This is a genomic window from Blautia sp. MSJ-9, from assembly GCF_018919065.1.
In the GTDB taxonomy this organism is placed as follows: domain Bacteria; phylum Bacillota; class Clostridia; order Lachnospirales; family Lachnospiraceae; genus Blautia_A.
This window is the reverse complement of record NZ_JAHLQG010000031.1, coordinates 73,068-94,270: the sequence shown is the minus strand read 5'-3', so window position 1 is coordinate 94,270 and position 21,203 is coordinate 73,068. Positions and strand designations below refer to the sequence as shown.

The window sequence follows — 21,203 nt, the reverse complement described above, 5'->3', positions numbered from 1 at the left end:
ATCTGATAAAGGTGGAGAATCTTGACTATATAAAATTTAGCGGTCAAACAGGCATACTTTCCATGAAGTACAAGTAAACTGGTACAGGGTGATGCTATGAGTATGATTGCGAAACAAAAAAGAAAATTTCCGGCGCTGATCCTGTTTCTCCTGGGATTTCTTGCAGGAAATCTGATACCAAATCTGATCTGGAAAATGAAATGGCAGCAGAAAACCTGGGCATCCATATATTTCTTAAGTACATTTGCAGGTAAAGACATTTCCGGAAAAGAATATCTTTTGGAAATCCTGAAATACAGAGGCTGTTATTATCTGCTGAATCTGATCTGTGGATTTTCTGTTTTTGGAGCACCACTTGCAGTTCTCACACTTCTGCTGTCAGGATTGTACACAGGTATGATCATGTCGGCGTCTATCCTGGAATTCGGATTTGCAGGCGGAGTGATCGGAATGGGACTGTTGCTCCCGCAGTATCTTTTTTATATTCCGGTCTGGCTCTATTCCATGGAACAGGAGTGGAAAATGTCTGTAGAAATCTGGAGAAACAGAGGAATATTCTCTCAGAAAGCAGGTGCTTATGCCGGCCGAATGTGCATTGCTGCCATCGGTTACCTGCTGGGAATCCTTGTAGAATGCTTTATAAACCCATGGATCATCAGTAGAATTTTGAATTATATAAAAATTTTTTAGAGAGTATTTTTACCATATTTAGTTGTGGTTGTCATAAAATATCCGACATATGGTATCTGATGCCGAAAAAGCTTGAAATATCAGCTTTTTCCATGAAAAAAGGGTTTGATTTTATGTAAAATAAACAGTATAATACATATACATTTTAGAATGAGAAACTGTCAGGAGCAGTAAATGCGGTAAGGAACTGCTCCTGATAACACAGGGATTAGAAAAGGGAGCGCGAAACAGGGAAGTATGGATATAGAAATAAGAGAGTTTATTACATATCTTCATAATATAAAGAAGACATCGGCTAATACAGAGGTATCTTATCAGAGGGATCTCAAGAAAATGGCAGAATTTCTGGAAGAGAGGGGAATCAGAAACTGCAATGATGTAAAGGAACTTGAACTTGAGGGATATATAAGCTATATGGAACGTGAGAAATTTGCGTCATCCTCTATCTCCAGAAGTGTTGCATCCATGAGAGCCTTTTTCCAGTATTTATGGAAAGAGGGAGTCATTGCGAAGGACCCTGCGGAGAATCTGAAACCGCCGAAAGTAGAGAAAAAGGCACCGGAGATCCTTACAATAGAAGAAGTGGACAAATTACTTCAGCAACCAAATCTGAATACTCCGAAAGGGATAAGAGATGCAGCAATGCTGGAGCTGCTCTATGCTACAGGAATGCGCGTAAGTGAGATGCTGCATTTACAGATATTTGACGTGAATCTGCAGTTTGGTTATGTTGTGTGCCATGAGAACGGTAAAGAGCGTATCATTCCGATCGGAGTTCCCTGTAAGAAAGCCATGGAACGCTATCTGGAGACAGGCAGAACTGTTTTTGTAAAAGATGATAAAGAGACCGCATTGTTTACAAACTGTTCCGGAAAAGCCATGAGTCGTCAGGGCTTCTGGAAAGTACTGAAAGGCTATGCAGATGATGCCGGGATTAAGAGAGATATTGCGCCTCATACGCTGCGGCATTCTTTTGCCGTGCATATGCTGCAGAACGGCGCAGACATCAGAAGCGTTCAGGAGATGCTTGGGCATTCAGATATTTCTACTACACAGATTTATCTTGGCATGAATATGAATAAGATGAGAGATGTGTATATGAAAACACATCCGCGTCATTAAAACAAAAAACTTCCACAGCCTGACGCTATGGAAGTTTTTTGCGTTATATAATTAGCACATTTCAGCGATTGTATACAGAAGGCGTTCAGATTCTTCCCATCCAAGACATGGGTCAGTGATGGATTTACCATAAATATGATCGCCGCCGATTTTCTGATTTCCAGGTTCAATATAACTTTCAATCATAAGACCTTTAACCAGAGTATGAAGTTCCGGATCAACCTGACGGCTGTGAAGAACTTCTTTTGCAATACGAACCTGCTGATCATACTGTTTATTGGAATTGGAGTGGTTAGTATCAACAATAACAGCCGGGTTCTTCAGATTCTTCTTCTGATATTTCTCCCACAGAAGACGAAGATCTTCGTAATGATAGTTCGGGATCGCTTCTCCGTGTTTGTTAACTGCACCACGAAGAATTGTGTGAGCAAGCTCATTTCCTGATGTTTCTACTTCCCAGCTTCTGTAGATGAAACGATGACCGCCCTGAGCTGCAACAACTGAGTTAAGCATAACTGCAATGTCACCACTGGTCGGGTTCTTCATACCTGCAGGAACTTCCATACCGCTGACAGTAAGACGATGCTGCTGATCCTCAACAGAACGTGCACCAACTGCTACATAAGAAAGCAGGTCAGAAAGATAACGGTAGTTCTCCGGATAAAGCATTTCATCTGCGCATGTCATACCGCTTGTCTGGATCGCATGGATATGCATCTTACGGATCGCAACAAGTCCTGCAAGGAGGTCTGGCTGTTTCTCGGGATCCGGCTGATGAACCATACCTTTATAGCCCTCTCCTGTTGTTCTTGGTTTATTTGTATAAACACGTGGAACGATCAGAACCTTGTCAGCTATTTTCTCCTGAACATTGCGTAATCTGGTAAGGTAATCCAGAACAGCATCTTCGTTATCTGCTGAACAAGGACCGATGATTGCAAGGAATTTATCGGATTTTCCGGTAAACACATCACGCAGTTCCTTATCTCTTGCATCTTTAATGGCCTGAATTTCAGCATCAATGGGATACTGATTGCGGATTTCTTCAGGGGTTGGTAACTTTTTGATAAAATCGAATCCCATGGTTGTATCTCCTTTGTGTCTTTTTGGCAACTTTTGTGTTGCTTTTTCGGCATTAATTATAAACCATTCCTATCTGAATGTCGATAGGGAAAATATTTTTCGGACAATGCACGGATATGAAGAACTGTGAGGATCAGCTCGCTGCAGAGGATTCCGTACAGATATCCACGTATACCGAACTGGGGGATTGCAAATAATACAAAACTTACACGGATGCAGATACTGATGATGCTGTGCATCAGGCAGATGTCGGATCTGCCGAGTCCGTTCAGGACACTGGTCAGTGTTGTATTCAGATACAGAAAAGGACAGATATAAGACATTGTCCGGATATAAACACCTGCAGTCTCGCTGTGAAACAGAAAAACTCCAAGAAAATCCCCCAGAAACAGGAAAAAGATCATGCAAAAACCGCCAAGCAGAAGACAATATCGGAAAATCTGCCCGATCACATACTGGATCCGCTTCTGATATCCGAGAGTCTGAAGTTCTGTGATAGATGGCAGAAGCATTACTGCAGCTGAGTTCGTGATGGTTGCCGGAAACAGGATCAGAGGCAGGGCCATTCCGGTGAAAACACCGTAAATACTTAAGGCATTTCTGGAACTGAGCCCGGACATCCGCAGTCTGGCAGGGATCATGATCACTTCTGCACTGCTGAGAATGGTCAGCAGAATCTTGTTCAGAGTAAGAGGTACAGAGATCCTGAAGAGATTTTTTAAGATCTGTCCTGCTTTTTTTATATGTAAGAAAGTATAATGTGTTTTACGAAAATGCATACTTATAGTAAACAGAGAAAGAAAAGCTGCAGCGGATTCTCCGATAAGATTAGCGCCCACAGCGATCAACGGTGTGACGGTACGCCCCTGAGAAATGGTGATAAGATAGAGCAGATAACATCCGCCCACACGGAAAATCTGTTCCAGAAGCTGTGTTCCGGCAGGAAAGCCGGCCTGCTTTTTTCCAAAGTAGTAGCTGTTGACACATGCATGAAAAGTACTCAGAGGAATACTGAAAGACAATAGCTGTATCAGAGCTGCTGTCTGTGGTTCTCTCAGGATCCGGACAGCCCAGAAATCTGCATAAGTATAGAGAAACCATGCAAACAGACAGGAAACACCAACAGAGAAAGCGGTTCCAGCAGCAAAGTAATCCCCCGCACGTCCAGAATGTTCACTTGCAGTTTCAGAGGCAGTCAGACGGGAAATAGCAGTCTGGATACCTGAAGCGCATACAGACATTACCAGCATCTGCAGAGGAAGTACCAGCTGAAAAATCCCCAGTCCGTGTGCACCAATCGTATGGGAGAGGAATATCCTGTAAAAGAAACCGATCAGTCTGCTGAGCAGGCCTGTGACAGTCAGCAGGAGTGTTCCTTTGATAAAAAGCTTTCTCGACATAATAAGCTCCTGGATTTATGAATGCGTTATAATAAGCAACGCTTTTATGACAATATATGTTTAAAACATCCTTGACAGAACTAGCAGTTTCTGGTAGAGTAAGTATGAAAATCCGAGGGAAACACTGGGAATTAAAAACGAGGTGAGAAAATGAAACTGTCAACAAGAGCACGCTATGGTTTGAAAGCACTGATCGATCTGGGATTACACAGTGAGAATGAAGCAGTGTCTTTACAGAGCATTGCGGAGAGACAGGATATTTCCACAAGCTATCTCGAACAGCTTATGGCCATGCTTAAGAAAGCAGGTCTGGTAAAGAGCAGCAGAGGTGCTTACGGCGGTTACCAGCTTGGCAAGCCGGCAGATGAGATCTCAGTCGGTGAAGTCCTGCGTGTGCTGGAAGGCAGTCTGGAAGCAGCAGCCTGTCCTGGGATTGAGAATGACGGAACCTGCCACGGCAGTGACGTATGTGTGGCGAAACTCGTCTGGAAGAGAATTAACGACAGCATCACCAATGCTGTAGATACCCTGATGCTTGGTCAGCTGATCGAAGAGAGCAGAAGAGTACATGAAGAGAAAATAGCAGGTCTGAACACGAAAGAAGCTGTGTCGGACGTACTTAAATAAAACAGGAGGACAAGAAAATGGGAAAAATGATTTATCTGGACAATGCAGCAACAACTAAAACAGCACCGGAGGTTGTCCAGGCAATGCTGCCATATTTTTCAGAATTTTATGGCAACCCGTCTAGTATTTATGATTTTGCAGGTAAGAGCAAAGAAGCAGTGACTAAGGGAAGAGAGCAGATCGCTGAAGTCCTTGGCGCAAAGAAAGAAGAGATTTACTTCACAGCCGGCGGTTCCGAGTCTGACAACTGGGCTCTGAAAGCTACTTTTGAAGCATATAAAGCAAAAGGAAATCACATTATCACAACTAAGATCGAGCATCATGCAATTCTTCATACATGCGAATATCTGGAGAAACGCGGTGCAAAGATCACATATGTAGATGTAGACGAGAACGGTATTGTGAAACTGGATGAGCTTGAGAAAGCGATCACACCAGAGACAATCCTGATCTCCGTAATGTTTGCAAACAATGAGATCGGATCCATCCAGCCGATCAAAGAAATCGGACGTATCGCAAAAGAGCACGGCGTTCTTTTCCACACAGATGCTGTTCAGGCTTTTGGTCAGGTTCCGATCAATGTAAATGAGTGCAATATCGATATGTTAAGCTCCAGCGGACATAAGATTAACGGACCAAAAGGAATCGGCTTCCTCTACATCCGTAAAGGTGTTAAGATCCGTTCCTTCGTACATGGCGGTGCACAGGAACGTAAACGTCGTGCAGGTACAGAGAACGTACCGGGAATCGTTGGATACGGCGCAGCAGCAGCACGTGCAAATGCTTCCATGAAAGAACGTACAGAGAAAGAAATCGTTATCAGAGATCATCTGATCCAGAGAATTGAGACAGAGATCCCTTATGTAAAAGTAAACGGTGACCGTGTAAAACGTCTTCCGAACAATGTAAATGTCAGCTTCCAGTTCGTAGAAGGTGAATCACTTCTGCTGATGCTCGACAACTATGGAATCTGTGCATCCAGTGGATCTGCCTGTACCTCAGGTTCTCTTGATCCGTCTCATGTACTTCTGGCAATCGGCCTGCCTCATGAGATCGCACATGGTTCTCTGCGTATGACACTCAGCGAAGAGACAACAATGGAAGATGTAGACTTCGTAGTAGACAAACTGAAAGAAATCGTAGCACACTTAAGAAGCATGTCTCCATTATATGAAGACTTCATGAAAAAACAGAAATAATGTTACTGTTCACTACGTGTCCAGTAACATACTTCGTAGGATGTTGCCAGTAAACAGTAACGAAATAATATTAAACAGGACAGCAATGTCAGGATAACAGGAGGAAACACAAATGGCTTACAGCGAGAAAGTAATGGATCATTTTCAGCATCCACGTAATGTTGGAGAAATAGAGAACGCAAGCGGCGTTGGTACAGTAGGAAATGCAAAATGCGGTGATATCATGAGAATTTTCCTTGATATCGATGATGAAACACATATCATCAAAGACTGCAAATTCAAAACATTCGGATGTGGCGCAGCAGTTGCAACAAGCAGCATGGCAACAGAGATGGTAATGGGAAAAACTATCGAAGAAGCTATGGAAGTTACAAACAAAGCAGTTATGGAAGCTCTCGACGGACTTCCGCCAGTAAAAGTACACTGCTCTCTGCTTGCAGAGGAAGCAATCCATGCAGCTCTGTGGGATTATGCACAGAAACATCATATCGAGATCAAAGGACTTAAGAAACCGAAGTCTGATATTCACGAAGGCGAAGAAGCAGAGGAAGAAGAATATTAATAAAAATTTTTTCAAAAATTGAATCTGTTTGTAATTTGAAATCGTTATTTATAAAGAAGGGGCGGGTGATACTCATCATCTGCCCTGTACTTTATATTCGGATATTTTTCGCCGAGGTTTTGTCTGACGTTATTCTATAAAGAAAGTCGTTAAGCAAAAGGCGAATAATAACTATTTTCTGCAGGAGGTAATACATGACAGGACTTACAAATGAACAAGTGCAGGAAAGGATTGCAGAAGGAAAGGTTAATGCCAACGAGAACCCGAACACCAGGACATACAAGCAGATTATTCTGGAGAACACACTTACATTCTTCAATTTTCTGAACCTTGTGCTTCTGGTAATGGTGCTTTTTGTAAGATCTTACAAGAACTCCATGTTTATGGGAATCATTCTGATCAATACAGTGATAGGTATTGTGCAGGAGATCAGAGCAAAGAAGACCATCGACAAACTTGCAATTCTTACTGAGAGCAAGACAGTAGTCTTGCGTGATGGAAAGAAATGGAGTATTTCCACAGAGAAGCTGGTACTTGATGATCTGATCTTTTTGAAAACAGGTGATCAGGTTCCAGCAGATGTGAAAGTACTGGAGGGAACCGTCGAAGTAAACGAGTCCCTGCTGACAGGTGAATCGGACAATCTTTCCAAGAGTCAGGGAGATGAGCTTTTTTCCGGCAGCTTTGTGACATCAGGAGAAGCCTGTTGTCAGGTGATCCATGTCGGAAAAGACAACTATGCGTCTCAGATCACCAGTGAGGCAAAAGAATTTAAGCGTCACAATTCAGAACTCCGTAATTCTCTGAATGCGATCCTGAAAGTGATCAGTATTATCATTGTACCGCTTGGGGCAATGCTGTTCTATAAACAGTATTATATTGTCGGAGACACATTAAAGGATTCCGTAGTAAATATGGTTGCCGCAGTTCTGGGAATGATCCCTGAGGGACTGGTGCTCCTGACAAGTGTGGCGTTAACTCTGGGCTCTATGGTTCTGGCAACCAAGAAGACACTGGTACAGGAACTCTACTGTATCGAGACTCTTGCCAGAGTTGACACTCTCTGTCTGGATAAGACAGGTACTATCACAGAAGGAACTATGAAAGTCGAAGATGTGCAGCTGTATGAGGGCGGACAGAATCATGAGGAGATAGCTGTCACTGCAGCCACAGAAGCCGGTTTGGTTAACCTGGAAACAGAGGAGGAATCTGTAAAGACAGAAACTGTGAATGCGGACACAAATGCAGGAATTAAGGAAACAGTTTCAAAAACAACAGAGAAAACAGAAGCAGAGAAACAGAAACTGCAGGAAATCGACCGTATTATGGGAAATCTGATGTCAGTTCTGCATGATCAGAATGCGACAGCTGATGCGCTGAGAGACCGTTTTCCTGCCAAGTCTGATCTGAAACTGATCCACGCCATTCCATTCTCTTCGGACCGAAAATACAGCGGAGCAGTATTTGAAGGAAAAGGTACTTATCTGATGGGAGCTGCACAGTTCCTCTTCCCGGAAGGAAATGAAGAGTTGTTGGCGCATTGCAGCACTTATGCGGAGGCTGGATTCCGTATTCTGGTTCTTGCTCACAGTGAACAGGAAACAGAAGGTACAGAACGTCCGGCTGGATTGGAACCAATCGGTCTGTTCCTTATTACAGATGTAATCCGTGAGGAAGCACCGGATACTCTGGCATTCTTTGACAGCCAGGGCGTTGATCTGAAAGTTATTTCCGGAGATGATCCGGTGACAGTTTCTGCCATTGCAAAGAAGGCTGGACTGAAGAACGCAGATCATTATATTGATGCCACAACTATCACAACACCGGAAGAAATGCAGCGTGCAGTTGCAGAGTGCAGTGTATTCGGCCGTGTAACCCCGCAGCAGAAGAAACAGATGGTACAGGCACTTCAATCTCAGAAACATACAGTTGCCATGACTGGTGACGGTGTAAATGACGTACTTGCGTTAAAAGAAGCAGACTGCAGTATTGCCATGGCAGCAGGAAGCGATGCAGCCAAGAACATTGCAAACGTGGTATTGCTGGATTCCAATTTTGGAGCAATGCCTCATATTGTAAATCAGGGCCGTCGCGTGGTAAATAATATTCGAAGTGCAGCATCCATGTTCCTGATCAAGACAATTTTCTCTGTTCTACTGGCACTGATCACGATCTTTTTCGGAGATGCATATCCGTTCGAGCCGATTCAGATGTCACTGATCAGTGCATGTGCAGTAGGTATTCCTACATTTCTGCTGACACAGGAGAATAACTACAATAAGATCGATCACACCTTCCTTAGACATGTATTTATGAATGCATTTCCGGCAGCGGTTACCATCACAGGATGCGTATTTACGATCATGCTGGTATGCCAGAATGTATATCATTCTAATGTCATGCTGAACACAGCCTGTGTTCTGGTAACAGGATGGAACTATATGTCTGCGCTGCGTACAGTATATTCGCCGCTGAACACATACAGAAAGGTGATCATCTACGGAATGCAGTTTGCATTTTTTATAAGTGCAGTTGTACTGCAGAATTTACTGACATTAGGTTCTCTGGAATTTGGAATGATCATTCTGGTATTTGTACTGATGACATTTTCACCGATCCTGATTGAAACCATCACAGAATGGATTCGTCGGATTTATGCGAAATCTCTGGATAAAGAAGATGAGGATAAGGGATTTTTTGCAAAGTTTCTGGAGAGAGTACAGAAATAAACGTAAGAAATAAGCGTATAAAAATAAGGACAATCTGTAGAAGAAGTACGGATTGTCCTTATTTGCGTCTGCTATAATAAGTATTTGTTATACTGAGTATTATCTGCTATTGCAGAAGCTTATGAATTATTTCTTTCTGCACAGCCAGAAGCATCCGAATGCAGGGATCATAACCCCTTTAGCTTCCATCTGGTGCTCTGTGATAAGGTCTGTATAAATACCATCATCTTCATTGATCCATGCTACCTTATCCTGATCGCCGAAGTTATAGATACCAAGGAATTTCTCTTCATCATTCTCACGTACAATAGCAAGAATAGAAGAATCCCAGGTATCAATTGTTCGAAGAGATGCAGTTGTGCTGAAAACGCTATGAGCACTTCTGATATGCTCCAGATGATCCAGTGCATGGAAAAGTTTTCCCTGTACAGTATCTGCAATATTTCTGTTTGGAGCAAGAGACCAGTTGAATTCTCCTCTGTGGAGATAACGGGAATCTGCAGCTTTGTTCGGATCATTTTTGTAAGAATAGTCATTTACCTGGCCGATCTCGTCGCCACTGTAGATAACCGGGATACCTGACTGAGAAAGCATAAATGCGTGCAGAGTAATGTCATAACGGACACTTCTGTCCACACCTTCTGCATTTCCCTCAAATCCATATTTCTCAATACCACAGAGAGAAGCAGTAGTACCGCAGAGTCTTGCATCGCCCAGACGAGGATCATCATTGTAGAGCTCACCGCGGCCAAAGGTATCCGGATATTTTCCTGTAAAGAAATCATTCAGGAATTTCTTGTGAGGAACCTCTTCGATAGAGAAGTTCTGCAGGAAGTCATAATCTAATCCCCAGCCGATATCATCATGGCAGCGCAGATAATTCTGGAATACATATTCTGTAGGAAGTGATCCGAGGATATCCAGCTGTCTGCGCAGAAGAGATACATCTTTCGTTGCGACAGTGTGCCAGGTACTTGCCATAGTAGTAACATTGTACAGGATATGGCATTCCGGTTTCTCAAGAGTACCGAAATACGGAACAACTTTCTCAGGAGCCATAACAACTTCGCCGAGAAGAAGAACACCCGGGCAAACGATCTCACAGATCATACGCATCATACGCACGATGGTATGAACCTGTGGCAGGTTACGGCAGTTTGTGCCAAGCTGCTTCCAGATATAAGGAACAGCATCCAGACGTACGATATCTACACCCTGGTTTGCAAGATAGAGCATATTATAAACCATCTCATTAAATACAACAGGGTTTCTGTAATTCAGATCCCACTGATATGGGTAGAATGTAGTCATAACATGTTTGTGAACGTCATCTAACCATGTGAAGTTTCCAGGTGCAGTAGTCGGGAATACCTGAGGGCAGGTTTTCTCATAAAGAGCCGGAACATCATAGGAATCAAAGAAGAAATAACGATCCTGATATTCTTTCTCACCTGCACGTGCACGTTTTGCCCACTCATGATCTTCGGATGTATGGTTCATAACGAAGTCAAGGCAGATATTAATGCCTCGTTCATGGCATTTTGCAGTTAATTCTGAGAAATCTTCCATTGTGCCGAGTTCCGGCTGAACGGTACGGAAATCAGCAACTGCATAACCGCCATCACTTTTTCCTTCCGGTGAAGCGAGCAGAGGCATCAGATGAAGATAATTAACATTGCATTCTTCTACATAATCCAGTTTCTCTTCCAGACCTTTTAATGTATGTGCGAAATTATTTACATACATCATCATGCCAAGCAGGTCATTGCGTTTATACCAATTCGGGTCAGATTCACGTTTTCTGTCGGATGCTCTTAATGTTGCATTTCTGCTGTTATAAAAAGCTTCCATATTAGATGTCAGGTCATTCAGGAATGTCATAACATCATCACGGTCCTGATATAATTCACAATACAGCCATTTCAGTTCGTCATAATGTTTCTGAAAACGTTCATTATATATAGTAAGATCAGCAGGAGCCTCAAGTTTCACCGGCTCCACTTTGGAAGTTTCAACTTTCGCAGGTTCAACTTTAGAGGTTTCAACTTTGACCGGTTCGACCTTGGAAGTCTCAACTTTAACCGGTTCAACTTTAGAAGTCTCAACTTTAACCGGTTCAACTTTAGAAGTTTCAACCTTAATAGGTTCGACTTTGGAGATCTCAACTTTGACTGGTTCCACCTTAGAAGTTTCAACCTTAACAGGTTCAACTTTGGAAGTTTCAACTTTCGCAGGTTCTGTTTTAGAAGTAGCAACTTTTAAAATTTCAGCCCCCTGTTTGCTGACTGTTGATGAAGCACGCTTCTTCTGGAGTCTTTTTTTTGCCATAATATTCCTCCCTGGTTTATAAATAAATATTTGTGTTACTGAAACCGAAGCGGCCAGTAACGTATTTGTAAAACATTATAGTACACGGATGACCGTATAGGCAAGTCCTCATACTATTTATAAAACAATTTTATAAAGAAATAAATTCCGGTTTGTGATCCTTAAATACTGTATAATACCGGAAGCCACAGTTTTCAAGTACAGTTGCGGCTTTGTCAAACGCATAGGCTACTTTGTCCGGTGTATGTGCATCTGCACCGATCGTAATGATCTCACCGCCAAGTTCTCTGTAACGCTTTATGACTGCTGTACATGGATTAGGTTCACCGAGTCCGTAATGGTATCCGCCTGTATTGAGCTCGATTCCTTTTCCTTTGGAAATCAGTTTCCGGAGGATCTCATCCAGAATATCTTTGTATCGTCCATAAGAATATTCCCGGTTCTTATTCGGACCATAGCGCACAACATAGTCGATATGCCCGTATACATCAAATCCGTCATAGACAGAGATGTTCTCAAGAATGGATTCAAAATATTCCATATAACATAAGAACTCCTTGCGCCCCTCAAAAAATTCCGGATAATAAGGATCATATCCGTGAACAAGATGAGAAGAGCCAATAGCAAAATCAAATGGTACCTGTGCAAGCAGAGAATCAAAATATTCTCCCAGATGCATCTGCAGACCAAGTTCAATTCCGAAACGCATCTGGATCTTATCCTTATATGTATCTGAAAGTTCTGCGAGCTTCTTCTGATAGGAAGGAATATCCAGAGAGAAATCCAGCCCATCAGGAGTAGCCGGGTAATCCGGGTCCAGATGTTCTGTAAAAGTGATCCCCTTCAGACCAAGCTCCACTGCACGCTGGATCATGGATTCCATAGGAGTATCTGAATCCGCAGAAAAAGAAGAGTGCATATGACAGTCCCATAATATCTTTCTGTCCATAATTTCAGTCCTTTCATAATATAAAATAGTGACTGTTCACTTCATATCCGGTGACATTTGTCATGGGGATAACAATATGTGAACAGAAGTAACCATTCAGCAGTCCACTATCCCGCGAGGTGTTTTGGCATGAAAATGCCAAAATCTCGAGACGTACAAGTCAAAAACCCATCGCCGCAGGCAATTTTTAATGGATTTTGACTCGTAACTGTGAAGGTACTGAACAGTTACGAACAGAAATAAAAAAGATACTGTATGCAGAAATTGTATAAATGTCTCGTAAACAGGACACACTTAAACCAGAAATTCCGCAAAACAGCAGGATGTGGGCAGCAACACGGATATTTACAGTGCACTGCATACCCAGTATACCATAGAATTTACAATTTTTACTTAATTTTTATTTGTTTTTTAGAAAATGGTCTTGAATTTTTGTTTAGAATTATGTACAATACATTACAGGTTGATGATTCTTTAACAAACAAAGGATTACCATAATTAACCACTTAATTCATAGGAGGAATTTTATCATGGCAGTAAAAGTTGCAATCAATGGTTTTGGACGTATCGGACGTCTTGCATTCCGTCAGATGTTTGGAGCAGAAGGATTTGAAATCGTAGCAATCAACGATTTAACATCTCCTAAAATGCTTGCTCACTTATTAAAATATGACTCAACACAGGGAAAATATGCTCTTGCAGACACAGTAACAGCAGGAGAAGATTCCATTACAGTTGACGGAAAAGAAATCAAAATTTACGCAAAAGCTAACGCTGCTGAACTTCCATGGGGAGAAATCGGTGTAGACGTAGTTCTTGAGTGTACAGGATTCTATACATCCAAAGATAAAGCTCAGGCTCATATCGATGCAGGTGCTAAACACGTTATCATTTCCGCTCCGGCTGGAAACGACCTTAAGACAATCGTTTACAATGTAAACCATGAAACTCTTACAAAAGAAGACCACATCATCTCTGCAGCTTCTTGTACAACAAACTGCTTAGCTCCAATGGCTAAAGCATTAAATGACCTCGCTGCAATCAAATCTGGTATCATGTGCACAATCCACGCTTACACAGGCGATCAGATGACACTTGATGGACCACAGAGAAAAGGTGACTTAAGAAGATCCCGTGCAGCTGCAGTTAACATTGTTCCTAACAGCACAGGTGCTGCTAAAGCTATCGGTCTTGTTATCCCAGAACTGAACGGCAAATTAATCGGATCTGCTCAGCGTGTTCCTACCCCAACAGGTTCTACAACAATCTTAACAGCAGTTGTTGAAGGAAACGTAACAAAAGAACAGATCAATGCAGCTATGAAAGCAGCTTCTAACGAATCCTTCGGATACAACGAAGATGAGATCGTATCCAGCGATATCGTTGGTATGAGATTTGGTTCTCTGTTCGATGCTACTCAGACAATGGTTCTTCCACTTGAGAATGGCACAACAGAAGTACAGGTAGTTTCCTGGTATGACAACGAAAACTCCTACACAAGCCAGATGGTTCGTACAATCAAACACTTTGGTAAATTACTGAACGCTTAATTTTCAGTAAGTGTAGAAGAATAGACTCCAGCGAAGGGTCCGGTCTGATATGGGCCGGATCCTTTTCGCGTTGTCTGAACAGTATGCATAGTTTGCCGCTGACAATTGGCAGACTATATGGAAATCATATGTTATCGCCCACAAATTACGCGGTAACAGTTAAAGAATATTATTAAGGAGGCACCACAAATGCTGAACAAAAAATCTGTTGATGATATCAATGTAAAAGGCAAAAAAGTTCTTGTAAGATGTGACTTCAATGTTCCGCTTCAGGATGGAAAGATTACAGATGAGAACCGTCTGGTAGCAGCTCTTCCTACAATCAAGAAGCTCGTTGCAGATGGCGGAAAGATCATTCTTTGCTCTCACCTTGGAAAACCGAAGGGAGAACCGAAACCGGAATTATCTCTTGCACCAGTTGCAGTTCGCCTTTCCGAATTATTAGGACAGGAAGTTAAATTTGCAGCAGATCCGGAAGTAGTAGGACCAAATGCAAAAGCAGCAGTAGATGAGATGAAAGACGGAGACATCATCTTACTTGAGAACACACGTTATCGTGCAGAAGAAACAAAGAATGGAGACGAATTCAGCAAAGAACTCGCTTCTCTTTGCGACGTATTTGTAAACGATGCATTCGGTACAGCACACAGAGCACACTGCTCTAACGTTGGTGTAACTAAATATGTTGATACAGCAGTTGTTGGTTACTTAATGCAGAAGGAAATCGATTTCCTTGGAAACGCAGTTAACAATCCTGAGAGACCATTCGTTGCTATCCTTGGCGGAGCTAAGGTTTCCAGCAAGATCTCTGTAATCAATAACCTTCTTGATAAAGTGGATACTCTTATCATCGGTGGTGGTATGTCCTACACATTCTCCAAAGCTATGGGTGGACATATCGGCAGATCCCTCTGCGAGGATGATTATCTTCAGTATGCATTAGACATGATGAAGAAAGCAGAAGAAAAAGGCGTAAAACTTCTTCTTCCTGTAGATAACAGAATTGGTGATGACTTCTCCAATGACTGCAACATCCAGGTTGTGAAACGTGGTGAAATTCCGGACGGATGGGAAGGAATGGATATCGGACCTGAAACAGAGAAACTTTTCTCTGACGCTGTAAAAGATGCTAAGACAGTTGTATGGAACGGACCGATGGGCTGCTTCGAAATGCCGAACTTTGCTCATGGTACAGAAGCGGTTGCCAAAGCACTTGCTGATACAGACGCTACAACTATTATTGGTGGTGGTGATTCTGCAGCTGCAGTTAACATTCTTGGCTATGGCGACAAGATGACACACATCTCCACAGGTGGCGGTGCATCTCTTGAATTTCTGGAAGGAAAAGAACTCCCGGGCGTTGCAGCAGCAAACGATAAATAGGCATTGAACACTTAATAAGGTCAAGCCGTAGGTGCAGGCCGAATTTAGTGTGAAAGCCTACCTATCTACTTAATGAAAGTGAGCCGTGGGCGAAGCTTGAATTTAGTAGATGTGGTGTTACCATATAAATAACGTCCCACAAGGGACACTAAGGAGATAAAATTATCATGGCAAGAAAGAAAATTATCGCTGGTAACTGGAAAATGAACATGACACCAAGCGAAGCCGTTAAATTAGTAGAAACATTAAAACCATTAGTAGTAAATGACGAAGTTGACGTTGTATTCTGCGTACCTGCAATCGACATCATCCCAGTTGTAGAAGCTGCTAAAGGAACCAATATCCAGGTTGGTGCTGAGAACATGTACTTCGAAGAGAAAGGTGCCTACACAGGAGAAATCTCCCCTGCAATGCTCGTAGACGCTGGAGTTAAATACGTTGTTCTCGGACATTCCGAAAGAAGAGAATACTTCGGAGAAACAAACGAAGACGTTAACAAGAAGATCCTCAAAGCTTTCGAACATGGAATCACACCTATCATGTGCTGCGGCGAAACTCTTACTCAGAGAGAGCAGGGCGTGACAATGGATTTCATCCGTCAGCAGGTTAAAGTTGGATTCCAGGGTGTTACAGCAGATCAGGCTAAGACAGCAGTTATCGCTTACGAGCCAATCTGGGCAATCGGAACAGGCAAAACAGCTACAACTGAGCAGGCTCAGGAAGTATGCGCTGGTATCCGTGCTTGCATTGCTGAAATCTATGATGAAGCAACAGCAGAAGCAATCCGCATCCAGTACGGCGGATCTGTAAATCCTGCAACAGCTCCTGACTTATTCGTTCAGAACGATATCGATGGTGGTCTTGTTGGTGGCGCTTCTCTGAAAGCTGATTTCGGAAAGATCGTAAACTACAAATAAGAATTATAAATTCAAAACTGATTATAAATAGATAATCTTTGTGCCCAGACAGAACACGCCCTGACAGTTTCGACTGCCAGGGCGTGTATTATTATCTACCGCTGGAATAGGTAGAAAGTCTTACGTATTCTCTGGTGATAAAAAGACAGAAACTCTGATTTTTACATAAATAAAAGACAGTCTCGTTTAGGAAACTGTCTTTTTAGCTTTTGTATAATATTTTCACAATGTGTATATCTTTTGTATTTCAGATAGAAATCTTTAGTGATTAGGAGATGAATCATTACAATTTTAGACGATTCTCTTTAGTGGTTTATAATTTGAACATTTGTATTTTAAATATTTATCTTTTGTATTTTAACTTTTGCAAGTTGATTACTTTGTGAGTTTATTCATTAGTAATCTGGATAACTCTTTTGTATCTTGTTTTCATCTCTTTAGTATGTATAAACTATACCACATTTTTCTACATTCGTCTACAGGATTAACCATAAATCTGCTTAGAACATTTCGACAAAATAATCTAAAATCCGACATAACATAGATTTCTTCTGGGAAAATTCTGTATAAATTAACAATTGTTTTACAGAAAAATGATAGTGAAAAATATATAAACATGATAATATAATAACTATTCGATTATACACAGACAATGAATCGTAATGACTTATCTGCCTGATAACAGCAATTGCAGAAATGGGGAGAGGGATATAAAAAAAGAAATAGAGAAAATAAGAAATGAAATGAATAAAGACCAATATTATCTTCACTGTCAGTATGTGATGGGAGTCCTGGCTGTAAAAGTCAAAATAATTGGCGAACAGTTGGAAAGCAAATATAACAGAGAAGTAATCCAGAATGTTTCGCAGAGGATAAAGACACCGGAAAGTATCTATGCCAAGATGAAACGCAAGAACCTGAAACCAGAATTTACACTTGCCAAAACCAAATTGAATGATTTAATCGGAATCAGGATAGTTTGTCTTTTTGTAGATGATGTATATGAAATTGCGAAAATGTTGAAGGAACAGAAAGATCTTACGCTTATCAAAGAAAAAGATTATATTGCAAAACCAAAGAAAAGCGGATATATGAGTCTGCATCTGATCATGGGAGTTCCTGTCTGTATTGATAATAAAATGGAAACAAAAACAGTGGAAATCCAGATTCGAACAACAGCTATGGACTTCTGGTCTGTTTTCGAATATCAGCTCCTTTACAAAAAGAATGTAAAAGGTGCTGATAAAATAGGAAAAGAACTAAAGGGATATTCTGAAGAAATTGCATCTTTGGATCGAAAAATGTTAAAATTGAGAAATAGAATAGATGCTATTTGATTGCAGGAACCTGTTTTCGCTGTTATAATTATAAAAAGTATGCAGACAGAAAGCAGGTTAATTTTTCATGGAAGAAAAAATAAAAAAATGTAGCGTATCAAAAAAATGTGGAAGCTGTCAGTATCAAGGCGTTCCTTACAAAGAACAGCTGGCTGCTAAGCAGAAGAAAATGAGCAAACTTCTTAAGAAGTTTGGAAATGTAAAGCCAATTATTGGAATGGATGATCCATTTTATTATAGAAACAAAGTTCATGCAGTATTTGACAGAGATAGAAAAGGCAACATCATCTGTGGAACTTATGAGGCAAAAACACATAAAGTAGTTCCTGTAGAAGAATGTATGATCGAAGACAGGATCAGTCAGGAAATTATCCGTACAATTCGTGATATGTTGAAATCTTTTAAAATAAAAACATATGATGAAGACACAGGTTATGGCCTTCTTCGTCATGTTTTGGTAAGAAGAGGGTTTTCTACAGATGAGATTATGGTAGTCCTTGTTGTAGCATCTCCGGTATTTCCATCAAAGAATAATTTCGTAAAATACTTACGAAAAAAATATCCACAGATCACCACAGTGGTATTGAATGTCAATGACAAGAAGACCAGTATGGTGCTGGGAGAACGAGATATTGTAATTTACGGAAAAGGATTTATCCGCGATACACTCTGTGGATGTTCTTTCCGAATTTCTCCACAGTCATTCTATCAGGTAAATCCTGTACAGACGGAAATCCTGTATAAGACGGCAATTGAGTATGCAGGTCTTGGCAGAAAAGAAACAGTAATTGATGCTTATTGTGGAATCGGAACGATCGGATTGGTTGCTGCAAAGAGAGCAAAGAATGTCATAGGTGTGGAATTAAATCCCGATGCTGTGCATGATGCAAAAATTAATGCAAGAGAGAATAAGATTACAAATGCACATTTCTATCAGGGTGATGCCGGGGAGTTCATGGAAGCAATGGCAGAGAACGGTGAGACTGCGGATGTAGTGTTTATGGATCCGCCGCGTACAGGCAGTGATAAGAAATTTATGTCATCTATGATTAAGCTGGGACCATCTAGGATTGTATATGTATCTTGTGGCCCTGAAACTCTCGCAAGAGACCTGGAGTATCTTACGAAACACGGATATGAAGTAAGAAAAATACAGCCGGTTGATATGTTCAGTTTTACAGACCACTGTGAAACTGTCTGTCTTCTGACAAAGAGAAGAGGAGACAAGGTATCTGCGAAGTTTTAACAGAATCATGCATCAAATCGAAAGAGAGTATTAGTTTGATTAAATAGAATAACAGTGGAGGGAGTCTATTGCCATGGGTGAACAGCATGTGGATGAAAAAAAGATTCTTCACACATCAAGAATCGGACTTTGGAGAGTGGAATTTTGCGATAATGAAGTAGGGCGGTTCTATGCAGATTCTATGATGGATGAACTTCTGGGGATCACAGAACCTGTAACACCGGAAGAACGTCAGGCATTTTTTTTAGAACGGATCCATCCGGATGACAGAGAACTGTTTCGGGAATATATGAGTAAACTGACAGAAACGCGAATAGAGATTGTATATCGTTATATTCATCCTGTTTCAGGTGAAATGCTGGTTCGCTGTGGCGGATGCAGAGATATGTCGGTGACAGACTGTGCCAGCATAATCGGTACGCATCAGGATATTTCGGATATCATGCGTCTGGAACGTGATAAATTTGCAGAACGCCGTCTGGCAGAACAGAATATGAATCTCAGAAGAGAACAGGTTATCCAGGAGAATTATTACAGAGATCTTCTGGATGTACAGAGTTGTGGACTGCTGACATATACACTTCCAAGTCATAGAGTTATACATATGAACAAAGAAGCACTGAGAATGTATAATGTAAAAGACATCAGGGAAGCGCAGAAGAATCTGGGCACAATCCTTAAGAAAGTATATTATCCGGAAAAGGAAACTATTGAAAAATTAAAGCGTTTGCGCGATGAAGATGTTGTAGTTGACTATGAATGCATCATTAATAAAGACAGTGAGAAAGAATGCCATGCCATGGCAAAAACAAAGTCTATTTATCTGCCAAGTGGAGAAAGAGTTGCAGTAACTACATTTCTGGATGTTTCTGATATGATGATGCTTCGAAAAGCCTTGCAGCAGGCACAGGAAGGAAGCAAAGCCAAAACAGATTTTTTGTTTGCCATGTCGCACGATCTCAGGACTCCGATGAATGCGATTATTGGGTATGCGAATCTGATGGAGAGTCATTGGGGAGAAAAAGAGAAAACAAAAGAATATTTAAACAAATTAAAAGACTCCAGCTGTTTTCTGCTGGCACTGATCGGAAATATTCTGGAAGTGTCAAGAATTGAGAGTGGGAAGGAAACGCTGCATGAAACTGTATGGGATATCAGAAAACTAAATGGAACACTGGATGTTTTGCTGGAAAATGAAATCACTCGTAAGTGTCTGAAAGTTACCCGTCATATTGATATAACTCATCAGAATGTACTGTGCGATACAATGAAATTGAGAGAGATTCTGATGAATCTTATGAGTAATGCAGTAAAATATACACCGACATATGGAAGCGTAGATGTAAATATAGAAGAGCTTTCTGCGGCAGAGCCGAATCATATGTTATTAAGGATCGCGGTGGCAGATTCTGGTATTGGGATCAACAAAGAATATATTCCACATCTGTTTGAAGCATTTTCCAGGGAAAGAAATACTTCGGAAAGCGGCATTATGGGAACCGGGCTGGGTCTGAGAATCGTGAAATCATTTGTGGAGTTGATGAATGGAACGGTCACAGTAGAGAGTACTCAGGGAAAAGGCAGCTGCTTTACAGTTGAAATCCCGTTAAAGCTGGCTTTGGCAGAGAACAGTAAACCGAATGAACAGCAGAAGCCGGAGATATCATTAAAGGGCAAAAGAATCCTTCTGGTTGAAGACAATGCCCTTAATGCGGAGATAACTTTGACGATTCTTTCTGATGCAGGAATTCAGGTGGAAATCGCAGAGAATGGAGAAATCGCACTTTATATGCTGAGAACAGCAGATGCAGGATATTATGATCTGATCATTATGGATATTCAGATGCCTGTTATGAATGGTTATCAGGCTGCGAAAATGATCCGTAAATTGCCTGACAGTCGGTCGAAGATTCCAATCATTGCTATGACTGCAAATGCATTCGAGGAAGACCGCAGAGCTGCTTTTGAAGCAGGAATGAACGGGTATGCTGCCAAACCGATTGAAATCGAAAAACTTATGCGTATAATTGCAGAGACAATAAATTAGAAACATAAAATGAGACTACTATTATATAATACGA

Annotated in this window: 16 protein-coding genes; 12 read left to right on the top strand and 4 right to left on the bottom strand. The window is 41.3% G+C overall.

Annotation, left to right across the window (positions count from 1 at the left end; genetic code table 11):
• The first annotated feature begins 96 nt into the window (after positions 1-96).
• Together KQI87_RS08305 and xerD are read left to right on the top strand one after the other, a co-directional pair.
• Complete coding sequence (locus KQI87_RS08305) at positions 97-690, top strand: stage II sporulation protein M (RefSeq protein ID WP_216459710.1); 594 nt, start codon at positions 97-99, stop codon at positions 688-690.
• 237 nt (positions 691-927) lie between these two features.
• Entirely contained in the window at positions 928-1,812 is an 885-nt protein-coding gene (gene xerD, locus KQI87_RS08300) for a site-specific tyrosine recombinase XerD (RefSeq protein WP_216459709.1), read from the top strand.
• Positions 1,813-1,863: 51 nt separating this feature from the next.
• Here xerD and KQI87_RS08295 read toward each other — a convergent pair whose 3' ends face one another.
• Together KQI87_RS08295 and KQI87_RS08290 are read right to left on the bottom strand one after the other, a co-directional pair.
• On the bottom strand, positions 1,864-2,895 hold the full coding sequence (locus tag KQI87_RS08295; protein WP_216459708.1) for a 3-deoxy-7-phosphoheptulonate synthase: 1,032 nt from the start codon (positions 2,893-2,895) through the stop codon (positions 1,864-1,866).
• Positions 2,896-2,951: 56 nt separating this feature from the next.
• Positions 2,952-4,295, bottom strand: a complete 1,344-nt coding sequence (locus tag KQI87_RS08290; protein ID WP_216459707.1) for a polysaccharide biosynthesis protein — start codon at positions 4,293-4,295, stop codon at positions 2,952-2,954.
• A gap of 150 nt (positions 4,296-4,445) precedes the next feature.
• Here KQI87_RS08290 and KQI87_RS08285 point away from each other — a divergent pair, with 150 nt between their 5' ends.
• From KQI87_RS08285 to KQI87_RS08270, 4 genes are all read left to right on the top strand, one after another.
• Positions 4,446-4,922: an RrF2 family transcriptional regulator gene (locus KQI87_RS08285; RefSeq protein ID WP_216459706.1), complete on the top strand. Its 477-nt coding sequence runs from the start codon at positions 4,446-4,448 to the stop codon at positions 4,920-4,922.
• Positions 4,923-4,939: 17 nt separating this feature from the next.
• On the top strand, positions 4,940-6,121 hold the full coding sequence (gene nifS / locus KQI87_RS08280) for a cysteine desulfurase NifS (RefSeq protein WP_216459705.1): 1,182 nt from the start codon (positions 4,940-4,942) through the stop codon (positions 6,119-6,121).
• A 112-nt stretch (positions 6,122-6,233) separates the two neighbouring features.
• Positions 6,234-6,683: a Fe-S cluster assembly scaffold protein NifU gene (nifU, locus tag KQI87_RS08275; protein ID WP_008704067.1), complete on the top strand. Its 450-nt coding sequence runs from the start codon at positions 6,234-6,236 to the stop codon at positions 6,681-6,683.
• A 194-nt stretch (positions 6,684-6,877) separates the two neighbouring features.
• Complete coding sequence (locus KQI87_RS08270) at positions 6,878-9,412, top strand: cation-translocating P-type ATPase (RefSeq protein ID WP_216459704.1); 2,535 nt, start codon at positions 6,878-6,880, stop codon at positions 9,410-9,412.
• Positions 9,413-9,538: 126 nt separating this feature from the next.
• On the opposite strand, the gene KQI87_RS08265 is transcribed toward KQI87_RS08270, so the two are convergent.
• Together KQI87_RS08265 and KQI87_RS08260 are read right to left on the bottom strand one after the other, a co-directional pair.
• Positions 9,539-11,740, bottom strand: coding sequence for an alpha-amylase family glycosyl hydrolase (locus KQI87_RS08265; RefSeq protein ID WP_253292418.1), 2,202 nt, complete (start codon positions 11,738-11,740; stop codon positions 9,539-9,541).
• A gap of 130 nt (positions 11,741-11,870) precedes the next feature.
• Positions 11,871-12,689 carry a histidinol-phosphatase HisJ family protein gene (locus KQI87_RS08260; RefSeq protein WP_216459703.1) on the bottom strand — a complete coding sequence of 273 codons (819 nt, stop codon included), beginning with the start codon at positions 12,687-12,689 and terminating at the stop codon, positions 11,871-11,873.
• 530 nt (positions 12,690-13,219) lie between these two features.
• On the opposite strand from KQI87_RS08260, the gene gap reads away from it, so the two are divergent.
• From gap to KQI87_RS08230, 6 genes are all read left to right on the top strand, one after another.
• Complete coding sequence (gene gap / locus KQI87_RS08255) at positions 13,220-14,239, top strand: type I glyceraldehyde-3-phosphate dehydrogenase (protein ID WP_008704062.1); 1,020 nt, start codon at positions 13,220-13,222, stop codon at positions 14,237-14,239.
• 189 nt (positions 14,240-14,428) lie between these two features.
• A complete protein-coding gene (locus KQI87_RS08250; protein WP_216459702.1) occupies positions 14,429-15,622 on the top strand; it encodes a phosphoglycerate kinase in 1,194 nt (397 codons plus the stop codon).
• Positions 15,623-15,789: 167 nt separating this feature from the next.
• Positions 15,790-16,539, top strand: a complete 750-nt coding sequence (tpiA, locus tag KQI87_RS08245) for a triose-phosphate isomerase (protein WP_118508414.1) — start codon at positions 15,790-15,792, stop codon at positions 16,537-16,539.
• A gap of 743 nt (positions 16,540-17,282) precedes the next feature.
• Complete coding sequence (locus KQI87_RS08240) at positions 17,283-17,876, top strand: GTP pyrophosphokinase (protein WP_216459701.1); 594 nt, start codon at positions 17,283-17,285, stop codon at positions 17,874-17,876.
• Between the two features lie 67 nt (positions 17,877-17,943).
• Positions 17,944-19,122, top strand: a complete 1,179-nt coding sequence (gene rlmD / locus KQI87_RS08235; RefSeq protein WP_216459700.1) for a 23S rRNA (uracil(1939)-C(5))-methyltransferase RlmD — start codon at positions 17,944-17,946, stop codon at positions 19,120-19,122.
• Positions 19,123-19,195: 73 nt separating this feature from the next.
• On the top strand, positions 19,196-21,169 hold the full coding sequence (locus KQI87_RS08230) for a hybrid sensor histidine kinase/response regulator (RefSeq protein ID WP_216459699.1): 1,974 nt from the start codon (positions 19,196-19,198) through the stop codon (positions 21,167-21,169).
• Positions 21,170-21,203: the final 34 nt, after the last annotated feature.

Coding starts and splice junctions, on each gene's coding strand:
- tpiA (WP_118508414.1), top strand. CDS start 15,790: ATGGCAAGAAAGAAAATTATCGCTGGTAACTGGAAAATGAACATGACA.
- nifU (WP_008704067.1), top strand. CDS start 6,234: ATGGCTTACAGCGAGAAAGTAATGGATCATTTTCAGCATCCACGTAAT.
- gap (WP_008704062.1), top strand. CDS start 13,220: ATGGCAGTAAAAGTTGCAATCAATGGTTTTGGACGTATCGGACGTCTT.
- xerD (WP_216459709.1), top strand. CDS start 928: ATGGATATAGAAATAAGAGAGTTTATTACATATCTTCATAATATAAAG.
- KQI87_RS08230 (WP_216459699.1), top strand. CDS start 19,196: ATGGGTGAACAGCATGTGGATGAAAAAAAGATTCTTCACACATCAAGA.
- KQI87_RS08240 (WP_216459701.1), top strand. CDS start 17,283: ATGAATAAAGACCAATATTATCTTCACTGTCAGTATGTGATGGGAGTC.
- KQI87_RS08250 (WP_216459702.1), top strand. CDS start 14,429: ATGCTGAACAAAAAATCTGTTGATGATATCAATGTAAAAGGCAAAAAA.
- KQI87_RS08285 (WP_216459706.1), top strand. CDS start 4,446: ATGAAACTGTCAACAAGAGCACGCTATGGTTTGAAAGCACTGATCGAT.
- KQI87_RS08265 (WP_253292418.1), bottom strand. CDS start 11,740: ATGGCAAAAAAAAGACTCCAGAAGAAGCGTGCTTCATCAACAGTCAGC.
- KQI87_RS08305 (WP_216459710.1), top strand. CDS start 97: ATGAGTATGATTGCGAAACAAAAAAGAAAATTTCCGGCGCTGATCCTG.
- nifS (WP_216459705.1), top strand. CDS start 4,940: ATGGGAAAAATGATTTATCTGGACAATGCAGCAACAACTAAAACAGCA.
- KQI87_RS08295 (WP_216459708.1), bottom strand. CDS start 2,895: ATGGGATTCGATTTTATCAAAAAGTTACCAACCCCTGAAGAAATCCGC.
- KQI87_RS08290 (WP_216459707.1), bottom strand. CDS start 4,295: ATGTCGAGAAAGCTTTTTATCAAAGGAACACTCCTGCTGACTGTCACA.
- KQI87_RS08260 (WP_216459703.1), bottom strand. CDS start 12,689: ATGGACAGAAAGATATTATGGGACTGTCATATGCACTCTTCTTTTTCT.
- KQI87_RS08270 (WP_216459704.1), top strand. CDS start 6,878: ATGACAGGACTTACAAATGAACAAGTGCAGGAAAGGATTGCAGAAGGA.
- rlmD (WP_216459700.1), top strand. CDS start 17,944: ATGGAAGAAAAAATAAAAAAATGTAGCGTATCAAAAAAATGTGGAAGC.